The 19,122-nt window shown below is 36.3% G+C and carries 10 protein-coding genes and 2 pseudogenes; 3 read left to right on the top strand and 9 right to left on the bottom strand.

The window, feature by feature from the left end:
• Positions 1-124 precede the first annotated feature (124 nt).
• The 4 genes and pseudogenes from AC1PJP_RS14715 to AC1PJP_RS14700 form a co-directional block, all read right to left on the bottom strand.
• A complete protein-coding gene (locus AC1PJP_RS14715; RefSeq protein ID WP_479767446.1) occupies positions 125-664 on the bottom strand; it encodes a hypothetical protein in 540 nt (179 codons plus the stop codon).
• Complete coding sequence (locus tag AC1PJP_RS14710; protein WP_479767444.1) at positions 661-7,035, bottom strand: two-partner secretion domain-containing protein; 6,375 nt, start codon at positions 7,033-7,035, stop codon at positions 661-663. The genes AC1PJP_RS14715 and AC1PJP_RS14710 overlap by 4 nt, the downstream gene beginning before the upstream one ends.
• A 24-nt stretch (positions 7,036-7,059) precedes the next feature.
• Positions 7,060-8,805 (bottom strand): ShlB/FhaC/HecB family hemolysin secretion/activation protein, encoded by a 1,746-nt coding sequence (locus AC1PJP_RS14705; protein ID WP_479767442.1) that lies wholly within the window; start codon positions 8,803-8,805, stop codon positions 7,060-7,062.
• 247 nt (positions 8,806-9,052) lie between these two features.
• Positions 9,053-11,212 (bottom strand): annotated as a pseudogene (locus tag AC1PJP_RS14700) (calcium-binding protein); the annotation flags it as partial.
• Positions 11,213-11,544: 332 nt separating this feature from the next.
• Between AC1PJP_RS14700 and AC1PJP_RS14695 the strand changes: the two are divergent.
• A pseudogene (locus AC1PJP_RS14695) lies at positions 11,545-11,619 on the top strand (hypothetical protein); the annotation flags it as partial.
• Here the strand turns inward: AC1PJP_RS14695 and AC1PJP_RS14690 are convergent.
• The 3 genes from AC1PJP_RS14690 to AC1PJP_RS14680 form a co-directional block, all read right to left on the bottom strand.
• Entirely contained in the window at positions 11,616-11,804 is a 189-nt protein-coding gene (locus AC1PJP_RS14690; protein WP_078220864.1) for a type II toxin-antitoxin system Phd/YefM family antitoxin, read from the bottom strand. The pseudogene AC1PJP_RS14695 and the gene AC1PJP_RS14690 sit on opposite strands and share 4 nt — an antisense overlap.
• A gap of 61 nt (positions 11,805-11,865) precedes the next feature.
• Positions 11,866-13,134 (bottom strand): DcaP family trimeric outer membrane transporter, encoded by a 1,269-nt coding sequence (locus AC1PJP_RS14685; RefSeq protein ID WP_479767440.1) that lies wholly within the window; start codon positions 13,132-13,134, stop codon positions 11,866-11,868.
• A gap of 156 nt (positions 13,135-13,290) precedes the next feature.
• Entirely contained in the window at positions 13,291-13,968 is a 678-nt protein-coding gene (locus tag AC1PJP_RS14680) for an RraA family protein (protein WP_151283108.1), read from the bottom strand.
• Positions 13,969-14,167: 199 nt separating this feature from the next.
• On the opposite strand from AC1PJP_RS14680, the gene AC1PJP_RS14675 reads away from it, so the two are divergent.
• Both AC1PJP_RS14675 and AC1PJP_RS14670 read left to right on the top strand, forming a co-directional pair.
• Positions 14,168-15,157, top strand: coding sequence for a hydroxyacid dehydrogenase (locus AC1PJP_RS14675; protein ID WP_479767438.1), 990 nt, complete (start codon positions 14,168-14,170; stop codon positions 15,155-15,157).
• 75 nt (positions 15,158-15,232) lie between these two features.
• A complete protein-coding gene (locus AC1PJP_RS14670) occupies positions 15,233-16,552 on the top strand; it encodes an MFS transporter (RefSeq protein WP_479767436.1) in 1,320 nt (439 codons plus the stop codon).
• A 61-nt stretch (positions 16,553-16,613) separates the two neighbouring features.
• Here AC1PJP_RS14670 and AC1PJP_RS14665 read toward each other — a convergent pair whose 3' ends face one another.
• Both AC1PJP_RS14665 and AC1PJP_RS14660 read right to left on the bottom strand, forming a co-directional pair.
• Positions 16,614-17,312 (bottom strand): IclR family transcriptional regulator, encoded by a 699-nt coding sequence (locus AC1PJP_RS14665; protein WP_151823072.1) that lies wholly within the window; start codon positions 17,310-17,312, stop codon positions 16,614-16,616.
• Positions 17,313-17,565: 253 nt separating this feature from the next.
• On the bottom strand, positions 17,566-19,026 hold the full coding sequence (locus AC1PJP_RS14660) for a carotenoid oxygenase family protein (RefSeq protein WP_479767434.1): 1,461 nt from the start codon (positions 19,024-19,026) through the stop codon (positions 17,566-17,568).
• Between the last annotated feature and the right edge of the window lie 96 nt (positions 19,027-19,122).

Raw genomic sequence — 19,122 nt, 5'->3', positions numbered from 1 at the left:
GAAGTACTGAAGCAGCATTTAAAATGATGTTCAAACACATAATAACTTATTCAAAATACCAATTCTAAAATAGATCTAAAGATCGTTAAGTTTAAACGATCTCTATGAGTTACAAAAGCTCACTCTATGTATTAACTTTGAATACATTTATTTGTTCTATGACATGGTCACAATAAGTTTCTGAATATTCAACTAAATAGTCAGTTTTCAATACTACACCTTTAATTAAAACAGGTTCCTCTTCATCACTATCACTATCACTATCACTATCAATTAAATAATGCATATCGGCATAAAAGAAAAATTTAAATTTCTCATGAAGCTTATTTAATTTATCACCAATATAAAATTCTTCAAAAAGTGCACCCTTATAGCCTGGATATAACTGGATAGACTCTAGCTCAGAATTATCTCCATTAAAGACTAATACGACTGAATCCTGCCAATAACAATACTTAAAGTTATACTGAATTTGAGTGATTTCATTAAATACTTTTTGTTCATAGATCCTCCAGATACTATCAGAATGCATTTCGTTCAGATAATCATTAATAAATAGATGTTCAGTTTGCTCTAAGAAATCAATATAACGTATCCCTAAGCTAAAGCCAGCAGCGCCTTTATTTGGGTTAATTGGTGCATATAAATCAGGAATTAATTTCATTTCCAAATTTCCCATTTACCATTCTGATATTTCAATTTTTGCCCATTTGGATTTAGATAAATCTGATTTGATGTGATAGTTCTCGGGTTAAAAGCACTATTTGGATCAATAATTCTAAACTGGGTTCCATCATTCATAACTATTTTATAATACATATCCCCGCTTTTGGAATGTTCGCCACCACCAGGATGATATTCAAATTCCTTGATACCTGTTGCACTATTTTTAACACTATAGACTTGGGCTAATCCAGAAGTACCTGATTTAGGAGGTGATAAGGTGAGCACTGCACCATCCATTTCAAACGAATATTTAATATCCTGAATAGTTTTTCCCCATATATTTGCTGGTTGAATTTCCATATTGCGAGGTATATTTGCTAATTTAGCTAAATCTTCTCTCAACCCTAATCTTGCAGTAGCAGATGCTGCCGAAGCTGGGGCAGCTGCTCTAATTCCTTTTAAAAGATCATTACCTTTACCAATTGCTTTCCCTGCCCCAGGGATAACATCTAGAATATTTGTGGGAAATAAAGTTTCATTCAAAGCATATAAGGTACCAAATGTAACTATTTCTGCTTGTGACAATCCACCAGAATCTGCTTTTTTTAATAAATATTCGGCTATTTGAGTTTGGGCATTTTTTAAAGCATTTATGTCACCTTTAGCGATTCCTCTACTAACTGCATCTAACGCTTGTCCACCCTTTTCTCCCATATATCCTTTTGCTTGGTCCAATAGCTCTTTAACTTTCTTTTCATTAAAAGCATTATTTGTTAAGGCTATATTTGCAGAGTTAGATGCAACATTTACATCATATCCAGCATAAGCAGCGATAACGCCTGAGGTTAGTTGTCCAACCATTAATATTTTTTGTTTTTCTTCTTCTGTATACAGCAAGCCACTTGAAGGAGGGATAAAACCTGCAACAATTTCACCAACAGCTCCGCCAATAGCACCAGCTTGGCATTGTCCTTGAATTGCTCCTGCAATACATCCTGCTAAAGCATGCGCTAACTTATGAGCAATGTAATTAATATCTTCTAGCCCTTTAATATTTTGTGCCATCTGTCCTTGTAATGCACCAGCTAAACCAGATAATAAAGCAACTTTAAGGTTTTCCTCTAAGTCCCCTCCATTAATAGCAGTTTGTACTAATGTAGAACTGACTGAGGTAGTAAAGTTGTTTACCAATCTATCTGAGAAAACAGTACTATCTGGTTTTAAATTTAGAGCTGTACTAACTTGACTTAATAAACCTGCTGTAACAACTGAAGCCGCCAAATTCTTAATTGAGTCTTTACTTCCTAATTCTTTAAGTGTTTTTCCTATATTTCCACCATTATTGATTAAGCTCACACTTGCTTGAGTAGCTAAAGATGTCAATGCTGCCTGTGTCATAGCAATAGCAGACCCACCTAAAGTAGCCGCAGATCCCCCCAAAGCACCCACGACTGCTGCCCCGGCTCCTGCAGTAACCATTGTTACTACAATCGCGATAATCGCAGCCCCTGCTCCTGTTAAACCTTGTGATTTATAGTCCCAGTCTTTTTGAGTTAATAAAACCATTTGCCAATCTACATCTTTTCGATTAACAAACTCTTTTAAGTATTCATTCCCAGGTTGCTTAGATAACTCAAGAATCGCATCACGTAGCTCTATCTTATTAGCATCTTTTTCACTAATTGGCACTTGTATACTTAAACCACCTGCAGCTTTAAAGGTAGGTAAAACTGGACCATTAAAACTCGGTAATTGAGCAGTTTCAGTAATTGAGCCTTTATCCTGCATAGCCTGCCAAGCTAATGAGCTTTTTTCTTTTTTTAAGAGCTCTGTAATAGATGTCTTTGCGGCTATTAACTCAAGCGTTCCTCCTGTTTCAATCTTTGCATCTTTTAAATATTCAAACTCTGTTCCAACAAGCTTAGTATCAAAGCCTGATTTAGTCCCAATATAGTCTGCTTTTAAAGTTGCAGGTAATTCGCTAATCTGTGTTCGTGTTGTATTAGTTGTAGTTTTTGAGGAAGCTAAAAGTGAGATAAGTTTAGAATATGAAGTTTTCTTTGTAACATCTACGGTACTGCTAGAAGATTCTTCCACAGTGTAAAAGTTAAGATTCCCCCCAGATTTAATCGAAATTGTTCCGCCCTCAGCAGTAAAACGTCCAGAATAAATATCAATATTATTATCTGGAGTTTTAGCATTTACTGACGGATCTAGTTTTTTCGTCTCAATAGAAATATTCTTTGCAGAAATATCAACTGAAGCTGCATTTGTGTCATTATTTTCAGAAACAGTCGTAATGTACTTTTTCTTTAAACCACCCCATGATTTTTTCTTTTCAGTACTCGTAGTCAGATCATAGCTTTGCTCAATAGCTGCATCAAATAAAATACTTTTATTTGATTCTATTTTTACGTCACCATTTTTGGAAGTAACACCAGTAGCTTGTAAAACTAAATTATCATCTTTAGTTTTACCTACCGTTCTGATGTTAACCCCTTTGTCACCATTAATAATGGTAGGGCTGACTAATGTTCGAAAACTATAATTCCCTTCACCTTCAGTACCTTTCTCATAAAAATCTGTATGACCATCAATAATAACACTTGCATTTAATGATTTTGGTGGCTGATTAACCCCACTACTAATTGAAGATTTATACTGTTCGGCTAAAACACCACTTGCTTCCAAATCAACCTGACCTAGTTGAGCAGAAATATTTCCTCCACTAATAGATAAACCTTTAGCAGAAGTAATATTAATATTGCCTGATTTTGAAATTAATTTAGCTTCAGTATGTTCTGAGCCATTTACTCCTTTAGTTAATAATTCTTTTGATTTTATTTCTGAATGCTTATCAGACTCAAGTTTAGAGATTAATTTCTCCAAATCTTTAACTTTTTCGCTTTCATTTAAATTTTTATATTTTTTTATTTCTGCTTTATAAGAACTTAGTAAAGTCCCTATAGAATCTACTGAAGGTAAGAAACCTATTATATCATTATTAATCACCATAGCATAAGTATCACTCGCTCCCTCTGATGAAAATGATTGTATATAAGCATTTTCATAAAAAAAGATATTACTTACATCTACATTCGATAAAGCACCAGCACTATATTCTCCATTTGAACCATCAAACAAATTTGACATAGCTGCTTCAAGACTATTTTTTGTTTTTTTTATGTTATCAAGTAGGGTTTTTCTTTCCTGAAATTCTTTACTGTTAGATAGAATATTTATACTTTTATCAATTTCCTTAATATTGTTTTCGATATTAAGTATATTTTTTGAATCAGCAGAACTATTTTTTAATGTATTTTTTATTCCATCAACTAGCACATCATCTTTACTTGAAACGATCTTAATATCTTTTTGTGCTGTTAATTGTGAACCTTGAATATCAACTTTAGTACCTTCTAAATTGATACCGCCATTTGCTGTATCCAACTTAATAACTTGTTCTGATCCATTACCCGCAGTACCGCCATAGCCTTTTAAAGTCAAAGTGCCTGTTTTAGAAACAAGTTCAATATCACCTACTGCTTTTAAACTATAAATTTTTGGATCAATTGTTAAATTAGAATTGGTTTGAATTGTTAAATCACCATTTAAACTATTTAACTTTGTATCATTCTTGAGTAAATCACTTCCGACCGCATTTAAGTTCAATCCAGTCTGGCCCGCAATAAAACCACCCGCCTCTAATAGAACAGCCCCACCCGTTAAATTTGTATTTTGTAATACTTGGTTTCCTGTAGCCGTTACAGAGGTAACACCCTTAGATGTTAGGTTGGTGACTTTATCCGCAATCCATTTGGTCGCTGGCGTATACTCAGCATTGCTATAAACCGTACGACCAGAGCTTACCGCCAGATGCTGGTCTGATGTAGCATTCACACCCTGTAAAGTCAGTAAATCTTTTGCATAGAGTTCGGTATTACCTTTTGACGTTAATACGCTGTCGATAATTGTGCTCATACCTGCTCTACTATTGATCGCAAGTTTACCAACCGTAGAGCTGAGGTCCGTATTTTGGATTTTAATATCGGATTTACTATTTTCTATCGAAACAGTTTGTCCCTTTAGAACATTATTTACCGTTTTAAATTGGCCCTTATTTGCAGTAACAACTACATCATTATTAGCTTTTAAATTTATTCCATTATTACTCGAAACTAATATATCGCCCTGACTCGCATTAACTTGTACCGATTGCAAGTTAACGGTGCCATCACCAATCGAGCCAAGTGTTACACCTTTTAAACCACTAATAACCGTCTGATCAGTTGTTAGTTCATCTTTATCAGCTGATGGTATCGCCTTGCTTGTCTGGGTCGAGTTTAAACTTATATTTTTATTCGCGAGTATAGAAATCTTTCCAGCCGAAGATGTGGCCTTTAAGCTATTTGCAATAACTCCACCAGCAAGTGCGGTTAGATTAATATCACCTTGAGCCTTGAGTGCCTGACTTAAAACAAGATCAGCAATTTCAGAACTCACATCAATATTCTTTTGTGAGGTCAGTGCACTATTGAGTGTTATTTGATTAGCATGGAGTTGAATGCTGTCTTTATTGGAAATTTCTTTTACTGTAACGGTTAAATTATTGGCTGCATCTAGCTGAACCAGACCTGTAATAAGCGGAAGTGCCTTGTCAGCATTGTTCCAGACCAGATCACGTCCACTGTAGGCTTTAATGTTCTTGACACGTGTTGCAGCATTTTCAAGTGAAAATCCAAGATTCTTTAGATTTAGATCTCCTGAACTATAGAGACTTAAATCTTTACCTGCATAAATCGTCCCGCCTTGAAGATCAATCAGGTTTTGGGTATTAGCCGAATTTGCTTGTAGATTGATTGAACCTAAAGATGCCTGTATATGGTTCTCTGTAAGTGATAACTTACCGTTACTTAAAACATTTAGATCTTTGGCTGCAATCAGTTTTGCGCCTTTGGCTGCGACCAAGTCTTTTTGTACTTGTATGCTTGCTGTACCACGGTTACTCTTGAGTTCCGATCCCGCTGCAAGATTGATATTCGCTGCATCAATATAGACATCCCCACCTTGTGAGTCATCCATAATGCGGGTATCTGCTGCCAGATTGATATTACCTTTGGCATTAACAATTAAAGGTGATGAAGCCAGGCTACCGACATTAATAATAATTTCTTTAGCATTCACATTCAGGTTATTACCTGAATCGATATTTAGCATGCTATTACTGTTAATACTGCCTGATGAGTTGATATCACCTGCTGCATCAGTACCCGTTGTTTGTATGTTCACTAAACCTTGGGTTTTACTGGTCGAACTGATTGTGCCACTGTGTTCAATTTTTCCGGCACTGGTAATCACCAGATTGTTTACTGCTTGAATAGTCCCGGCGTTAGTCACGCCCAAACCTTTTTCAGTTCCCATCAAGTAAATATTATTGGCATACATCCCACCCAGCGCTTTAACATCTACCGCCAATGTCGGTGCGGTTCCAGTACCAGTTTTAGCAGTAACATCCTGTAGGTCTGCACTGACATTATTCGCCCCGGCAATGACCTGAATATCATTTTTGGCACGTAGTTCAGCACTGAGTTCTAATGCACGCGCATAGAGGTCTACATAATTTGCATCGTTATTATTTCCACCTAGTCCAAATTTAGAATTAGGGTTTGCTGAAACCGTAATTTTTCCTTGGTCAACCGTAAACTGCTTGATACTGCCATCAGCATTTAACTGAGGTTTACCTGTGGTGAAAATTGCCTTGTTGGCATTAATAAAGCCGCCACCTTTAATACTAATACCAGACGGATTGGCAATAATCACATCTGCCATTTGCCCTGCAACTTCCAAGTTCCCTTCAAAGCGTGAAGCGGCTGATGAATTGACTTCATTTAAAATAACTCGTGCTTCACCTGTAGCTAAAAACGGGTTGGCAGCAACGTTTCCTACTGTTTGTGTCGTAGCCCCTTGGCGGCTGTTATTCAGGACGGCACCTTCAGCCAGTACATCAAACTGTTTATAAATATTATGGGATATCCCATTTTTGGGAGTTTGAATATTGACGACAGGAACGACTGTACCAGCCGAGTTCTTACCAGCACCAATCACTGCTCTATTCGCAGCATTTGCTGCACTATCCGCCACAATACCCGCATAGACAGGTGCTAAAGGCATCCACAAACTTATACTGGCAACCAATGCTTTCACTTGCCAGAGTTGGTGAAATGCCTGAGATTCAGTGTTATTAATATTGCTCTGGCTACTTGCTTCACTTTGGCCTGATGCCTTGGTTTGGCTTCGTACATTTTCGGCCACCGCCACAAACATTTGACGTGCTTTGCTATAAATAATGCGATAACTATTCTTGTTCATGAATTAAGTCTTTTCTAAAGTAAATTAATAAGAAAGGTTGATACTAAAACCGGTAACCCAGTCTTTTTTTATGCTGTCAGGTGCAATTAGCCCCCGACCTGTAAAGGCATCCAGATAAAAACTATCTTGATAGGTGCGTAGCCCTAAAACACTGCCGAGTAAATAACGCTGACCGGGTATGCTATTGCGCCCATTGACCCAGCCTTGATCGACCGCCATGTAAAACTGGGTATTTGGAATTGGTGCATTCAAGCTGATTTCTTGCTGTACATACTGCCCGTTATCGCCGGAAAGCATGAGCTCACCATCAAAACCACGCACGCTATAGCGACCACCAATATAAAAGCGGTCATTCGGTACTAAAATTTTCGGTGCATATTGTCCACGCCAGTTAAGGCGATATTGAGCCGGTTTTTCGAGCAAAAGGAATGGTGTGCTAAAACGTAAATCGGCACTTAAAAGTGGCGCACGGGAGTAACCTTCAACAGGAAGATGTTTTCCCTCAATATTGGTAATATTTTCTTCTGGTGCAGTTCGGGCACCTACTCCCATCCCACGACGGTAATCGATGCTGCCGTCTAATACTGCATTTCCTAAATATTGACGATGCTGAAACCCTAAATTCCAGCCTGAGGTTCTCCGGTGTAAGACATTAATCTCAACATCATTTAGAAAACTCTGACTTTCTTTATGATAAATCTTCCCGTAGATACTGGTTTTATGTTGTCCGCTACGACTAATCACACGAGATAGATTCAGGTTGGCTTGTTGGCTATTACCATGATAAATCACTGGATAGCCAGATTCAGGTGCTACAGTCCCTTGTCTATATTGATAATCGTTATAGCTAAAACCTAAATCATAATAACCAACAGGCAATTGATAACTAATAAAGTAACTTCGGTTTAAGCTTTCATGAAAGTCATCTAAAGAGTGACTCACGTTTAACGATAAAATATCATTTAAATGAAACGGGTTATTGACACCTATCCCGATGTTTCCCATATAGGTACCGGTATCCTGATTACCCGAATCATCTACACTTAAATTGAAGTTAACTTTTTGTAGTGGCTGAAGTTTAAGTATTAAATCGCTATAGCCCGTTAATTCTTTATCTTGACTATTTGCAGGCGCAATTTGCATATCTACTGTGTAGACACGTTTGAGATTTTCCAGCCCCTGATCAAGCCTTTTTAGATTTACAATGTCGCCCGCTTTAAAGGGCAAGCCTGTCTTAAGCTGTAATGAGGAAATTTTACCTTCCTGAATTATGATTTTATTCAGGCGACCAATTTGCACACTCAGGTTTAAATTACCCTGATTTAAGTCTTGCGGACTCACAACAATTTGACTGGTAATAAAACCCTTTTTTAAAAGTTCGTTTTGGGCATAGTTCACGATGTTATGTAAACTTTGGGTTCCAATACATTTACCCAAAACATTCTGTGGGTGTTTTTTTATAGCTTTAACCACAAATTTAAATTGCTGTAGTTCAGATTCAGACTGATCATTTAAAGGGATAAGACTAATTTTTTTAACCGCTACACATGGACTCTCATCAACAACCAGATGCTTAAAATCCTGTAATGGCTTGGTGTTTTGGTAAGGAGTTTGTTGGGCAAGCTGGTCTTGTATTTGTTGGTTAAGCTCTTTTAAACGCTGATCTTGAAGCACCTGACTCGGTAAAGAAACATCTTCAATGGCATAGACATATTGATGAAAACCCGCAAAAAGAATAAGGGAAGTAGTTATAAAATTTCTAGTTAACATCTCATATACAGAATTGTACGTATAGTCACATTATTTTACATAAAAAAACAAAATACTCAATTTTTCTTTAGCTTTTAATAAATGAAATTTATAAAGATTAAGTGATTTTCTACTTCCATCTTGTTAATTTTGATAAAAAAACTAAATTATTTTAAAAACTTTTATGGAGATGCTTGAAAAATGGATTGTTGGGAGTTAAAAAAGAGACCATTAACTGGTCTCTTTTTTTAGTCTATTATTAAACAACTTAATGAATAAAGGTATTTGAAGCGATTAAGTTATCTAAAGTATCATGCTTACCAGTAAGCAAAATTAGTTCTTGCGAATAATACGTAGATTGACTAGATCCATCTCTATCAACTGAAATAATGAGCCCCGCCTCAGTATCTTTTACAGAAATATAATCTTGAAGATTTCCATTTTCATTTATAAGCAATTGAGACAAATCAATTTTATCATTCTCTACGAGATTAAAATCAGTCCACTCACTTTTAACATTTCCACCTAAATTATCTGTGTTATCGAGAATATTAAAAACCACTGTATCTGCACCATCTCCTAGAATATAAGAGTAAGTTTGATTTGCTATGCTTGTCTCGATTACGTCGTTACCATTTGTACCAAATACAGGTTCGGCAATATGTTGCTCAATTTGAGCTTTATCCCAAACAGTTCCATCATCAAATACAATTGAGGATAATTGTTCTTCACCAAAATGTACTGTGGCAGTTGAATCATTAAATGTAATAATGATATCTGTATTAGATTGTTTTAATATGATTTCATCGGCCGAGACTGATTTTAAATGAAGAATATTTTCTTCAGTCGAGTTATCTAGAATATGGACGTAACTTAATGAACTGAGTAATGCTTTATCTACAATGTAAGTATCATTACCCGCCTGACCTAGTAAGGCCGTATATCCATCTGAATTACCTCCATAAATCAACGTGTCATTACCTGCACCACCATATAGATAGTCCGTACCTGTATTAGAAATTAGTGTGTCATTCCCATCACCACCATATAGATAATCATTCTGTACACCGCCTTGAATCGTATCATTGCCTTCTAAGCCATAAATAGTTGCAATTTCAGCATCGGCTTGTAAATAATCATCTGCATCTGTACCTAATAATTTGCCAATAGTATTCGCTTCAATTTGAGCTTTATTCCAGACTGTTCCATCGTCAAATACAATAGAAGATAATTGTTCTTCACCAAAATGTATTGTGGCTGTTGAATCGTTAAATGTAATAATAATATCTGCATTAGACTTTTTTAATATAATTTCATCGGCTAAGACTGATTTTAACTGAAGAATATTTTCTTCAGTCGAGTTATCTAGAATATGAACATAACTCCACGAACTGAGTAATGCTTTATCTACAATGTAAGTATCATTACCCGCCTGACCTAGTAAGGCCGTATACCCATTTGAATTACCCCCATAAATCAACGTGTCATTACCAGCCCCACCATATAGATAGTCCGAACCTGTATTAGAAATTAAAGTATCGTTTCCATCACCACCGTATAGATAATCATTCTGTACACCGCCTTGAATCGTATCATTGCCTTCTAAACCATAAATAGTTGAAATTTCGGCATCGGCTTGTAAATAATCATCTGCATCAATACCTAATAATTTGCCAATAGTATTCGCTTCAATTTGAGCTTTATTCCAAACAGTTCCATCATCAAATACAATTGAGGATAATTGTCCTTCACCAAAATGTATTGTGGCTGTTGAATCATTAAATGTAATAATGATATCTGTATTAGATTGTTTTAATATGATTTCATCGGCCGAGACTGATTTTAACTGAAGAATATTTTCTTCAGTCGAGTTATCTAGAATATGAACGTAACTCCACGAACTGAGTAATGCTTTATCTACAATGTAAGTATCATTACCCGCCTGACCTAGTAAGGCCGTATACCCATTTGAATTACCCCCATAAATCAACGTGTCATTACCTGCACCAGCATATAGATAGTCCGAGCCTGTATTAGAAATTAAAGTATCGTTTCCATCACCACCATATAGATAGTCATTTCCTGTAGATCCTTTAACCATTTGATTGGAGGTAGTATCTGTTGGTTTATAAGTCCCTGATGCAGTATTAATTATAGTAATCAGTGGTTGAGAAATATTTCCAGCTTGATCTGTAGTAGTTACTCGGAATTCGGTATTCAACCAATCAAATTTTTCTTCAAGATTTATTTGAACCCAAGTGTTATCAACTTTCTGTTCAACAATATAACTATCACTGGGTGCATTAAAAATAATTTTATCTGTGTTCACATAATAACTAAAAAAATTAGTTAATATAGGTGTTATAGCATCAAGTGTATTTAATAGAGTCATGCTTTCAATCTCTTTAGTATCTGTAATATTTAGCTTTATTAAGTCATCATCTTGGTAAGAAATATTATCTATTTTCAACTGCAGTAGCTTTTAAAAGCTTCATTTAAGTAAATCCTCTGTGGAAGAGCTTTTAGCCAACTTCAGTAAAAGTAAATATATTCTTCATTTTTGTAAAACCTGTTTGTAGCGCAAAAAATTTACCACAAAAAATAATAAAATCTATAAAAATTCATAATAATAATTTTATTAATCGATATAATTTACCTTACCAAGACTATAGTCAGTAAGCACAATAATTTGATCTTAATTTTAATAATTTCTAAAATTACATTAGCTTTCATAGCTTAAAAAAAAGTAAATGATGATAGAACAAAGGCAAAAACCACAATATTATTTTAAAAACCTTTATGGAGATGCTTGAGAAGCGAGTTATTGGGGGTTAAAAAGCTTTGTTTTTTAATTTATTAAGCTCAAACATCGCATTTTTATATTCAAGATATGCCTTTTCACTGATTAGAACCACAGAGTCTTTCTCTTTTCGCGTAATTTTTACGGCGTAACCTAACAGCACTCTTTCCATGACTTTTGAAAATTGTGATCTTGCATTTGCGTAATTAATTTGTTCCACAATATTAGTCCTAATCAGGTAAAAGAAAGCCACTTTCGATATTAAAGTGGCTGTGATTACATTAAAAATTGTATCGACCTAATAAGTTGATTCGAGATAACTTCCCTTCTAAATCTGAAAAAGTTTCTCTCTTACCATAGGTGTATTCAACACCAAGATCGACTTTCTCTACAGGCGTCCAAAATAAATTGACGCTTGCATTGATTAGCCTTTTATTTTGATCAGGGTTATTTTCTGAAAAATTTGAATCTTTATAGACAAGGCTACCAGCGGACAAAGAAGAGCGTAAATTTTCATTCCATTTACGCATATATCCTAACTCGACAGAATCAAATTCACTTAAATACATTCGATTTTGATCAAAGTAGAACGCATCATTATCTTTTGAATACAGCATGTAACGGTTATCACCCGCTATGTGATAGTAATTGAATACAAGTGAGTCATTTTCAGAAAGCTTATACTTTGTGCCTAATCCAGCTCCCCAAGCAAGTTTAGTTTGCTCTTCATTCGTGTCAGAAACTGCTCGATTTTCATGAAGCATACCGTGCAATTGAACCAAAAAATCTGGATTCTTAAATTCATATCGCATGGTTAATGCAGGAAAACGGCTGCCGCCTTCTACATTTTTATTTTCAACATCACCGCCTTCCAAAGCGACTAATAATTTTTGTTTAGCATCAACAATGTGCTGATAACGGATTTGGATATTACGCTGAGTTCCTGTACCCATCGCGCCTGTAAAATCAACCAAACTTGGAGCTGTATCACTATTCACAAAAGGTGAAGTGGTTTGACCAATCAACCAATTTCCTAGTGAAATATACGCATGTCTAACCCGAACCGAACCATTACCGTTATCTCCGCCACTTCCCATGAAATCAGCTTCTAGTTTTCCAACCAAATCTCCTTTCGAGGTCGGCTTGACGATATCCACTCCTACACGTGAAGTTGCAGCAGAAACATTTAATGATTTACTTGGTGAGTTTGAATTGTCTAATGGTATTGACCCTGTTTTATTGGCAATAGAACGCGTTGAACCTTCAAAATCATATGCGGCATCAACCCGTATATTTCCATAAAATTTAATTTTAGCTTGGTCAGCCGTAACGGGCATTTCGGTGTTTGATGTTTTGTTTTGAACCAAATCAGGTACTTTATTCAATCCATTATTTTTATTTAAATTCTGCTGCTCCATCAAATAATCTATTTGCTGTTGTAATTTAATTATTTTTTCATTTAGCGCTGAGTTACCTTCGCTTTCAGCTTGGGCTTGCTGCAAAGTCATACTCATGAATAACGATAAATAAATAATCCCTTTACGTTTCATGTCCTTTTCCTTTAGACGAAATTATCTAGACCAAATTGAAATTTCCTATTTTTCAATTAGCGACCTAATAATTATTGAGTTAACTTTTGAGAGCCTAACGAAGCTCAACCATTGACTTCGCTAGTTCCGCTCCTGCTCGAATATTTTTGAATGACCTTATTCGGGTAATTCACATCCTTTTTGTTTTAAGCTGTTGATCACCCAGCTACGGTCATTTTCACCTACGGCGATTTGCTCTAATTGCTTTTGTTCAGCTGCATGTTTGGCACTTGCCTTCAGATAAACTTCTTCTACTTCCGCATATGGCACGCTTAAAAGCCCATCTTCATCCCCTAAAATCAAGTCTCCCGGTTCAATTACCATTCCATTGATTGCGATAGGGACATTAATTTCCCCCGGTCCGTCTTTATAAGGCCCTCGATGTGAAACTCCTGCCGCAAAAAGTGGAAAATCTCCCTCTCCAATTACCACCGAATCACGAATCGCACCATTAATAACGATGCCAGCTATACCTTTTTTAATGGCATAAGCAACCATCATCTCTCCAATTAATGCATTGGTTAGATCGCCACCTGCATCAACCACAATGACATCTCCCGCTTGGGCAATATCAATAGCGTAGTGCAACATCAAGTTGTCACCCGGACGCGCCTTAACTGTAATGGCAGGTCCACAAAGATATCCCTTTTTATGCATTGGTCTTAATTGAGCCCCACCTGAAGTCATTCGATTCATTGAGTCACTGACATTAGCGACTGGTAGATCTCGATATTGCTCAATCCATTTTTGCTCAACTTTTCTGTCGTTTTTTAGCACTCTAAAACCAATTGCCATAATTTTTCCCTTACATCAGTTTTCTTGTGCAAATTAATATGACAGCATTTTTTTGAAATGTCATTTCATTTTTAAATTTAATTTAACTAAAATTCACTCAATTTTTAAATTTAATTTTTACTATTGACTATTTTTTTGAAATGTCGTTTTAATAATATGGATTATTAAGGACGTATTTTGCTCAAAATACTTAAATGGAGTGCAAGTCAAAATGAAACGTAAAGTTCTTATCACGGGGCCAACATTAACTTCAGATGCGTTACTGTATGCTCAATCCCATGATATTCAGTTGATTCCAACTGAACCCTACATGGCAAAAGATGAAATGGAAAAACTTATCCATGATGAACAACCTGATGCAATTATTGTGCGAACAGGCAAACTTTCTAGGGATATGATTTTTGCTTCAGATAATTTAAAAGTCATTGCAAAACATGGTGTTGGGTTTGACACAATCGACACTCAAGCTGCTGCTGAACGAAAAATTCCTGTCACTATTGCAGTAGGCGCAAATGCACAATCTGTTGCCGAACACGCTTTTGCACTCATGTTTAATGTTGCTCGACAAGTCACGTGGTTAGACCAACGAATCAGAGAAGGTCATTGGGACAAAGCAAGTGCAAATGGTGTGGAGTTATATGGAAAAACGCTGGGCTTAATTGGTTTAGGGGCAATCGGTAGCATACTCATGAAGTTAGTTGCTCCCTTAAACATGAAAGTAAAAGTATACGATCCGTTTCTACAAAATCTGCCAGAGCTTGATTATGTAGAACAAGAGCATGACTTTGAAAAAATCTTAAAAACCAGTGACATTATTAGCCTACACTGTCCACTCACAGCAGAGAATAGACACTTATTTTCTCATGCCCAATTTGAAAAGATGAAACGCTCAAGCATCTTAATCAATACAGCACGTGGTGAATTAATTGATCAGGCTGCATTAGTTGATGCACTAAAAAATAATAAAATTGCTGGTGCAGGTTTAGATACTTTTTCTTCAGAGCCACCTGAAAAAGATAATCCATTATGGGAATTACCTAATCTAGTTGTTACTCCTCACATAGGAGCAAACACAACAGATTCACGTAATCGCGTCGGTCTCTTAGCACTCGAACAGATTGTGAGTATTTGGGATGATCAACTATTAAACCCACGAGCTATCGCTAACTGGAAGTTACTCAATAGCTAATCATGGAACTCAATTGTTTCTAAGCTTTTAGATGCGAGAACAATTAAAATATTGAATATAAAAAAGGATTTTTTTATGTCTACAGAATATTCTCAACCGAGTGCGATTGAACGTGAAACAATGCGCATGGTGGCGTGGCGGTTACTACCTTTTTTAACGCTTTGTTATGTGATTGCTATTATTGACCGTGGCAATATTGGTATGGCTTCATTACAAATGAATGAAGACCTTGGATTAACAGCTACTGCATTTGGTTTTGCCAGTAGCTTATTTTTCTTTGCATATTTTCTATTTGAAGTACCCAGCAATCTCGCCATGCAAAAATTTGGAGCAAAAGTATGGATTGCCCGAATTATGGTGACTTGGGGCGTAATTTCAGCTGCAACAGCATTCGTTGAAAGCTCCACATCGTTATATGTTATGCGTTTTTTGTTAGGTGCTGCTGAAGCTGGTTTTTTCCCTGGCGTGATTTTATATCTAACCTATTGGTTGCCCGCCAATTATAGAGGCCGAATGATTGCTATATTTATGGTGGCAATTCCGGGGGCAAACTTTCTAGGTTCACCATTATCTGGTTTTTTACTATCCCTAGATGGTTTGATGGGCATGCGCGGATGGCATTGGCTATTTATTTTAGAAGGTATTCCTGCGATTTTACTGGGTATCGCTTGCCTATTTGTACTCACAGATCGACCAGAACAGGCAAAATGGCTCAATAGCGAACAAAAAGCTTGGTTAGTTGAAAGACTACAATTTGAACGCCAACAAAAAACTCCGATTGGTCATATTTCACTATGGCAACTTCTAAAGAATAAATATATTTGGGCTATGATCATTATTTATTCTGGTGCTTCTGCTGCTGGAAGTACAATGAGTGTTTGGGCACCTCAATTAATTAAATCATTCGGTTTGAGTAATGTAGAAATCGGTTTAGTAAATGCGATTCCTTATGGCTTAGCTTCTATTGCCATGATTCTTTGGGGTCGTAGCTCAGATCGTAAAAATGAACGCCTTTGGCATACAGCAATCGCTCTATTAATGATCTCAATTGGTTTATTAATTGCTTTGTTCACGTCTTCACTTATTGGCACAATCTTTTTACTCAGTATCGTTTTAATTGGTGCTTATTCTGTGAAAGGTCCATTCTGGGCTTTAGCATCCTCATGGATGTCACCGACTACAACGGCGGCTGGACTAGCAGCAATTGGCGCATGCGCTAACCTGATTGGTGGCGGCATGATGGTGAATATCTATGGCGCAATCCATGATGCAACAGGAAGCCATGCTATAGCCCTACTTCCACTTGCAGCCTTAAATCTCGTATCGGCTATTATGGTTTTCATTATGTCTAGAAAGAAAGCCGTTTTGTTTAACCAACCGCAAAGCACTTCGTAAATAATACGAATAAAAAAGGGGCTAAATCATTAACCCCTTTTTTATATTTAAAATATTAAGATTAATTACGAATACTCTTACCACCTAAACTTTTCGTTAAATCATCTGCAATTTTGAAGAAAAAATCCCCCACAGATTTTGCAATTTCCGCAGTAAAACGACTTGATGGACCTGAAACAACCAATGCGCCAACCACATCATTTTGAGCATCAAACACAGGCAATGCCATTGAAGCAGCATGTGGCTCCGTTACACCCGTTGAATAAAAAGGATCAGTTCTTGATAAAACTTGTTCATGTGTTGACCGCAATGCTTGAGCACCTGCCGCACCATCCATTGGTCGAACTTCACCCGGCTGAATATGAACGCGCAATCGATGGGTAGAGTTTATTCGATATTGGCAAAGACGATATGCCCCATGCTTAACGTAAAAAGAAGCTGTTTCGCCAATTTCATCTACAAGTTGCTGTAAACAAGGCACAACATGTCTTTCTAAGTCTAAAGCATCTTGATAAATTGTATTTAAACGCATGACTTCGCTGGCAAGCGTATATCTGCCATCTGAAAGACGGTTAACAAAACCAAAATCTTCTAGCGAAACAATTAAGCGCATGATGGTTGCTTTATTTAATTCTGTTCGTTCAGCGAGTTCTGCTAGGGTTAAAGATTTATCACCTATTCTAAAAGCAGTTAACAAAGTTAAAAGGCGATCAGCCGATGCATTTCCGCTTGTTGCTGGGTGAGGTTTAATTTTAACCATGTTTTTCCTACAATAGCTTGATATCAATTTTAATGTATTGAATTAGGTTTTTAACTTTACCATATTTCTTATATTTTAATTTAATCTCTCAAGTGACCTTCGGTTTTTCTTTACTCAATCATATAAAATTCATATCTTTCAGTCTATTATGCTAAAAACTTGTAAATATTATCTATAAATATCAAAAGCATAATATTTTTCTAATTATATAAAATGTGCATTCTTTTAGCAGAATGCACATTAAACTATCTTTTTAAATATCTACCCAATTTGCATGAAAACCCAAAGGCACCCTTACAGGTAAATCAATAGTAGCTTGGAGGTCTTGCCCAATTTTTTTGGAGTCGAGTATTACGACTTTACTTGGCTTTATTCCGTCTAAAGCATGGATATACGAAATTAACCAACCATCACCTTCTTCACTCTCAGATTGTTTTGGTAAAAAAATCACTTCACCAGTAAAATAGTCATCACCATATGAATGCTTATAGGATTCACCTTTGAGTAAATCATGGACCAATAAATTATTTGCTTTTAAATTAATATTATCTACTGGCTCACCTTCATTTCCGACAGAAATTGAATAAGCAAAGCGATAGGGTTGCCCAACAAAACGTTCATCTAGACGAGGAAATTCTTGAGGAATTTTTGAAATTACTTCCCGTTTTAGAGTTTGAGTACCAAATTGCAAAGTCCATCTTTCAAACTGGATGAACTGCTTATCTACTGGTCCCTGAATAGAGTCAGTAAAGGTCTTGGTGTGAACGCAAGCATCAAAAATGATATCGCCATTTTCAAGATCATATGCATTAAATGAATGAAAAATAATACATGGATCTACATCAAACCATTTTATATCCTGTGCATCACCATTTTTTGGTAAGACACCTATTCGCGCAGGGTGCTTTTCATTCCATGAATAGGGTAATTGCATCCCTTGTAACATTCTCTCGATTGAAAAAGTTACAGGGAAATCTAGAACTAGCATTTTAGTTTTTGTCATACCGCAATCATGCATCATTGGCCCATGCTTAACAGGGATACTGACCCGCTTCTTAACTTGGCCCGATTGATCAATCACCTGATAATAGACTTGCATTGGCAGTAAAACATCATAGCAAATCGCATGTAATTCTCCCGTATCTGGGTCAACATGGGGATGAGCTGTAAAAGGATAATTATCTTTGCTGTTGAATAAACCATATTTAAGGCTATTTAATTCATGATCTAAAGCGACTGGAAACGGCCCTGATTCTGTTATTGTCCAGATTTTTCCTGCATGACCAATAATATTCGTATTTGCGACATCAACTGGACCTCGAGGCTCACCTTTTATTTTCTCTCGCCCTAATTTTTTATGTATGTGATGCGTCCCTACATATCGATTTTTATACCATAATGCTTGACCATCTTTTAACCTTAGGCCATGTACCATCCCATCGCCCATAAACCAATTATAGTTTGCAGGGTTTTCAACTTCTAATGGATTTGGACCCATTCTTAAAAAAATGCCATTTAATGAAGATGGTATTTCTCCATGCACAACCAAATCACTTGAAAAAACCTCTTCAGTAACTGGTGCAAAGGGACCTACAAGAAAAGGATTATCTGGGCTATAGGGAACTCGGCTTTGATGGAAACTCAGAAACTTCCCTACTACGGAAGAAACCAGCTTATTGTTAACAATTTCATTACGGATACTTGTCCTGTTCATTCGATTACATCCTACCTGTTGATTAATTTTTTGTATAATTCCAGTATGTATCAACGAATGTATACACTGTATACTTAATTAAAATTACACGAGGAT

The sequence above is a fragment of the Acinetobacter sp. V116_7 genome (assembly GCF_056735735.1).
Note: the sequence above shows the minus strand (reverse complement) of the source record. Positions and strands in the feature narration are given on the sequence as shown.

What these genes read in the sequence shown, in the direction of transcription:
- AC1PJP_RS14660 (WP_479767434.1), bottom strand. Translation starts at nt 19,026, where the DNA reads ATGAACAGGACAAGTATCCGTAATGAAATTGTTAACAATAAGCTGGTT.
- AC1PJP_RS14705 (WP_479767442.1), bottom strand. Translation starts at nt 8,805, where the DNA reads ATGTTAACTAGAAATTTTATAACTACTTCCCTTATTCTTTTTGCGGGT.
- AC1PJP_RS14710 (WP_479767444.1), bottom strand. Translation starts at nt 7,035, where the DNA reads ATGAACAAGAATAGTTATCGCATTATTTATAGCAAAGCACGTCAAATG.
- AC1PJP_RS14685 (WP_479767440.1), bottom strand. Translation starts at nt 13,134, where the DNA reads ATGAAACGTAAAGGGATTATTTATTTATCGTTATTCATGAGTATGACT.
- AC1PJP_RS14670 (WP_479767436.1), top strand. Translation starts at nt 15,233, where the DNA reads ATGTCTACAGAATATTCTCAACCGAGTGCGATTGAACGTGAAACAATG.
- AC1PJP_RS14665 (WP_151823072.1), bottom strand. Translation starts at nt 17,312, where the DNA reads ATGGTTAAAATTAAACCTCACCCAGCAACAAGCGGAAATGCATCGGCT.
- AC1PJP_RS14680 (WP_151283108.1), bottom strand. Translation starts at nt 13,968, where the DNA reads ATGGCAATTGGTTTTAGAGTGCTAAAAAACGACAGAAAAGTTGAGCAA.
- AC1PJP_RS14715 (WP_479767446.1), bottom strand. Translation starts at nt 664, where the DNA reads ATGAAATTAATTCCTGATTTATATGCACCAATTAACCCAAATAAAGGC.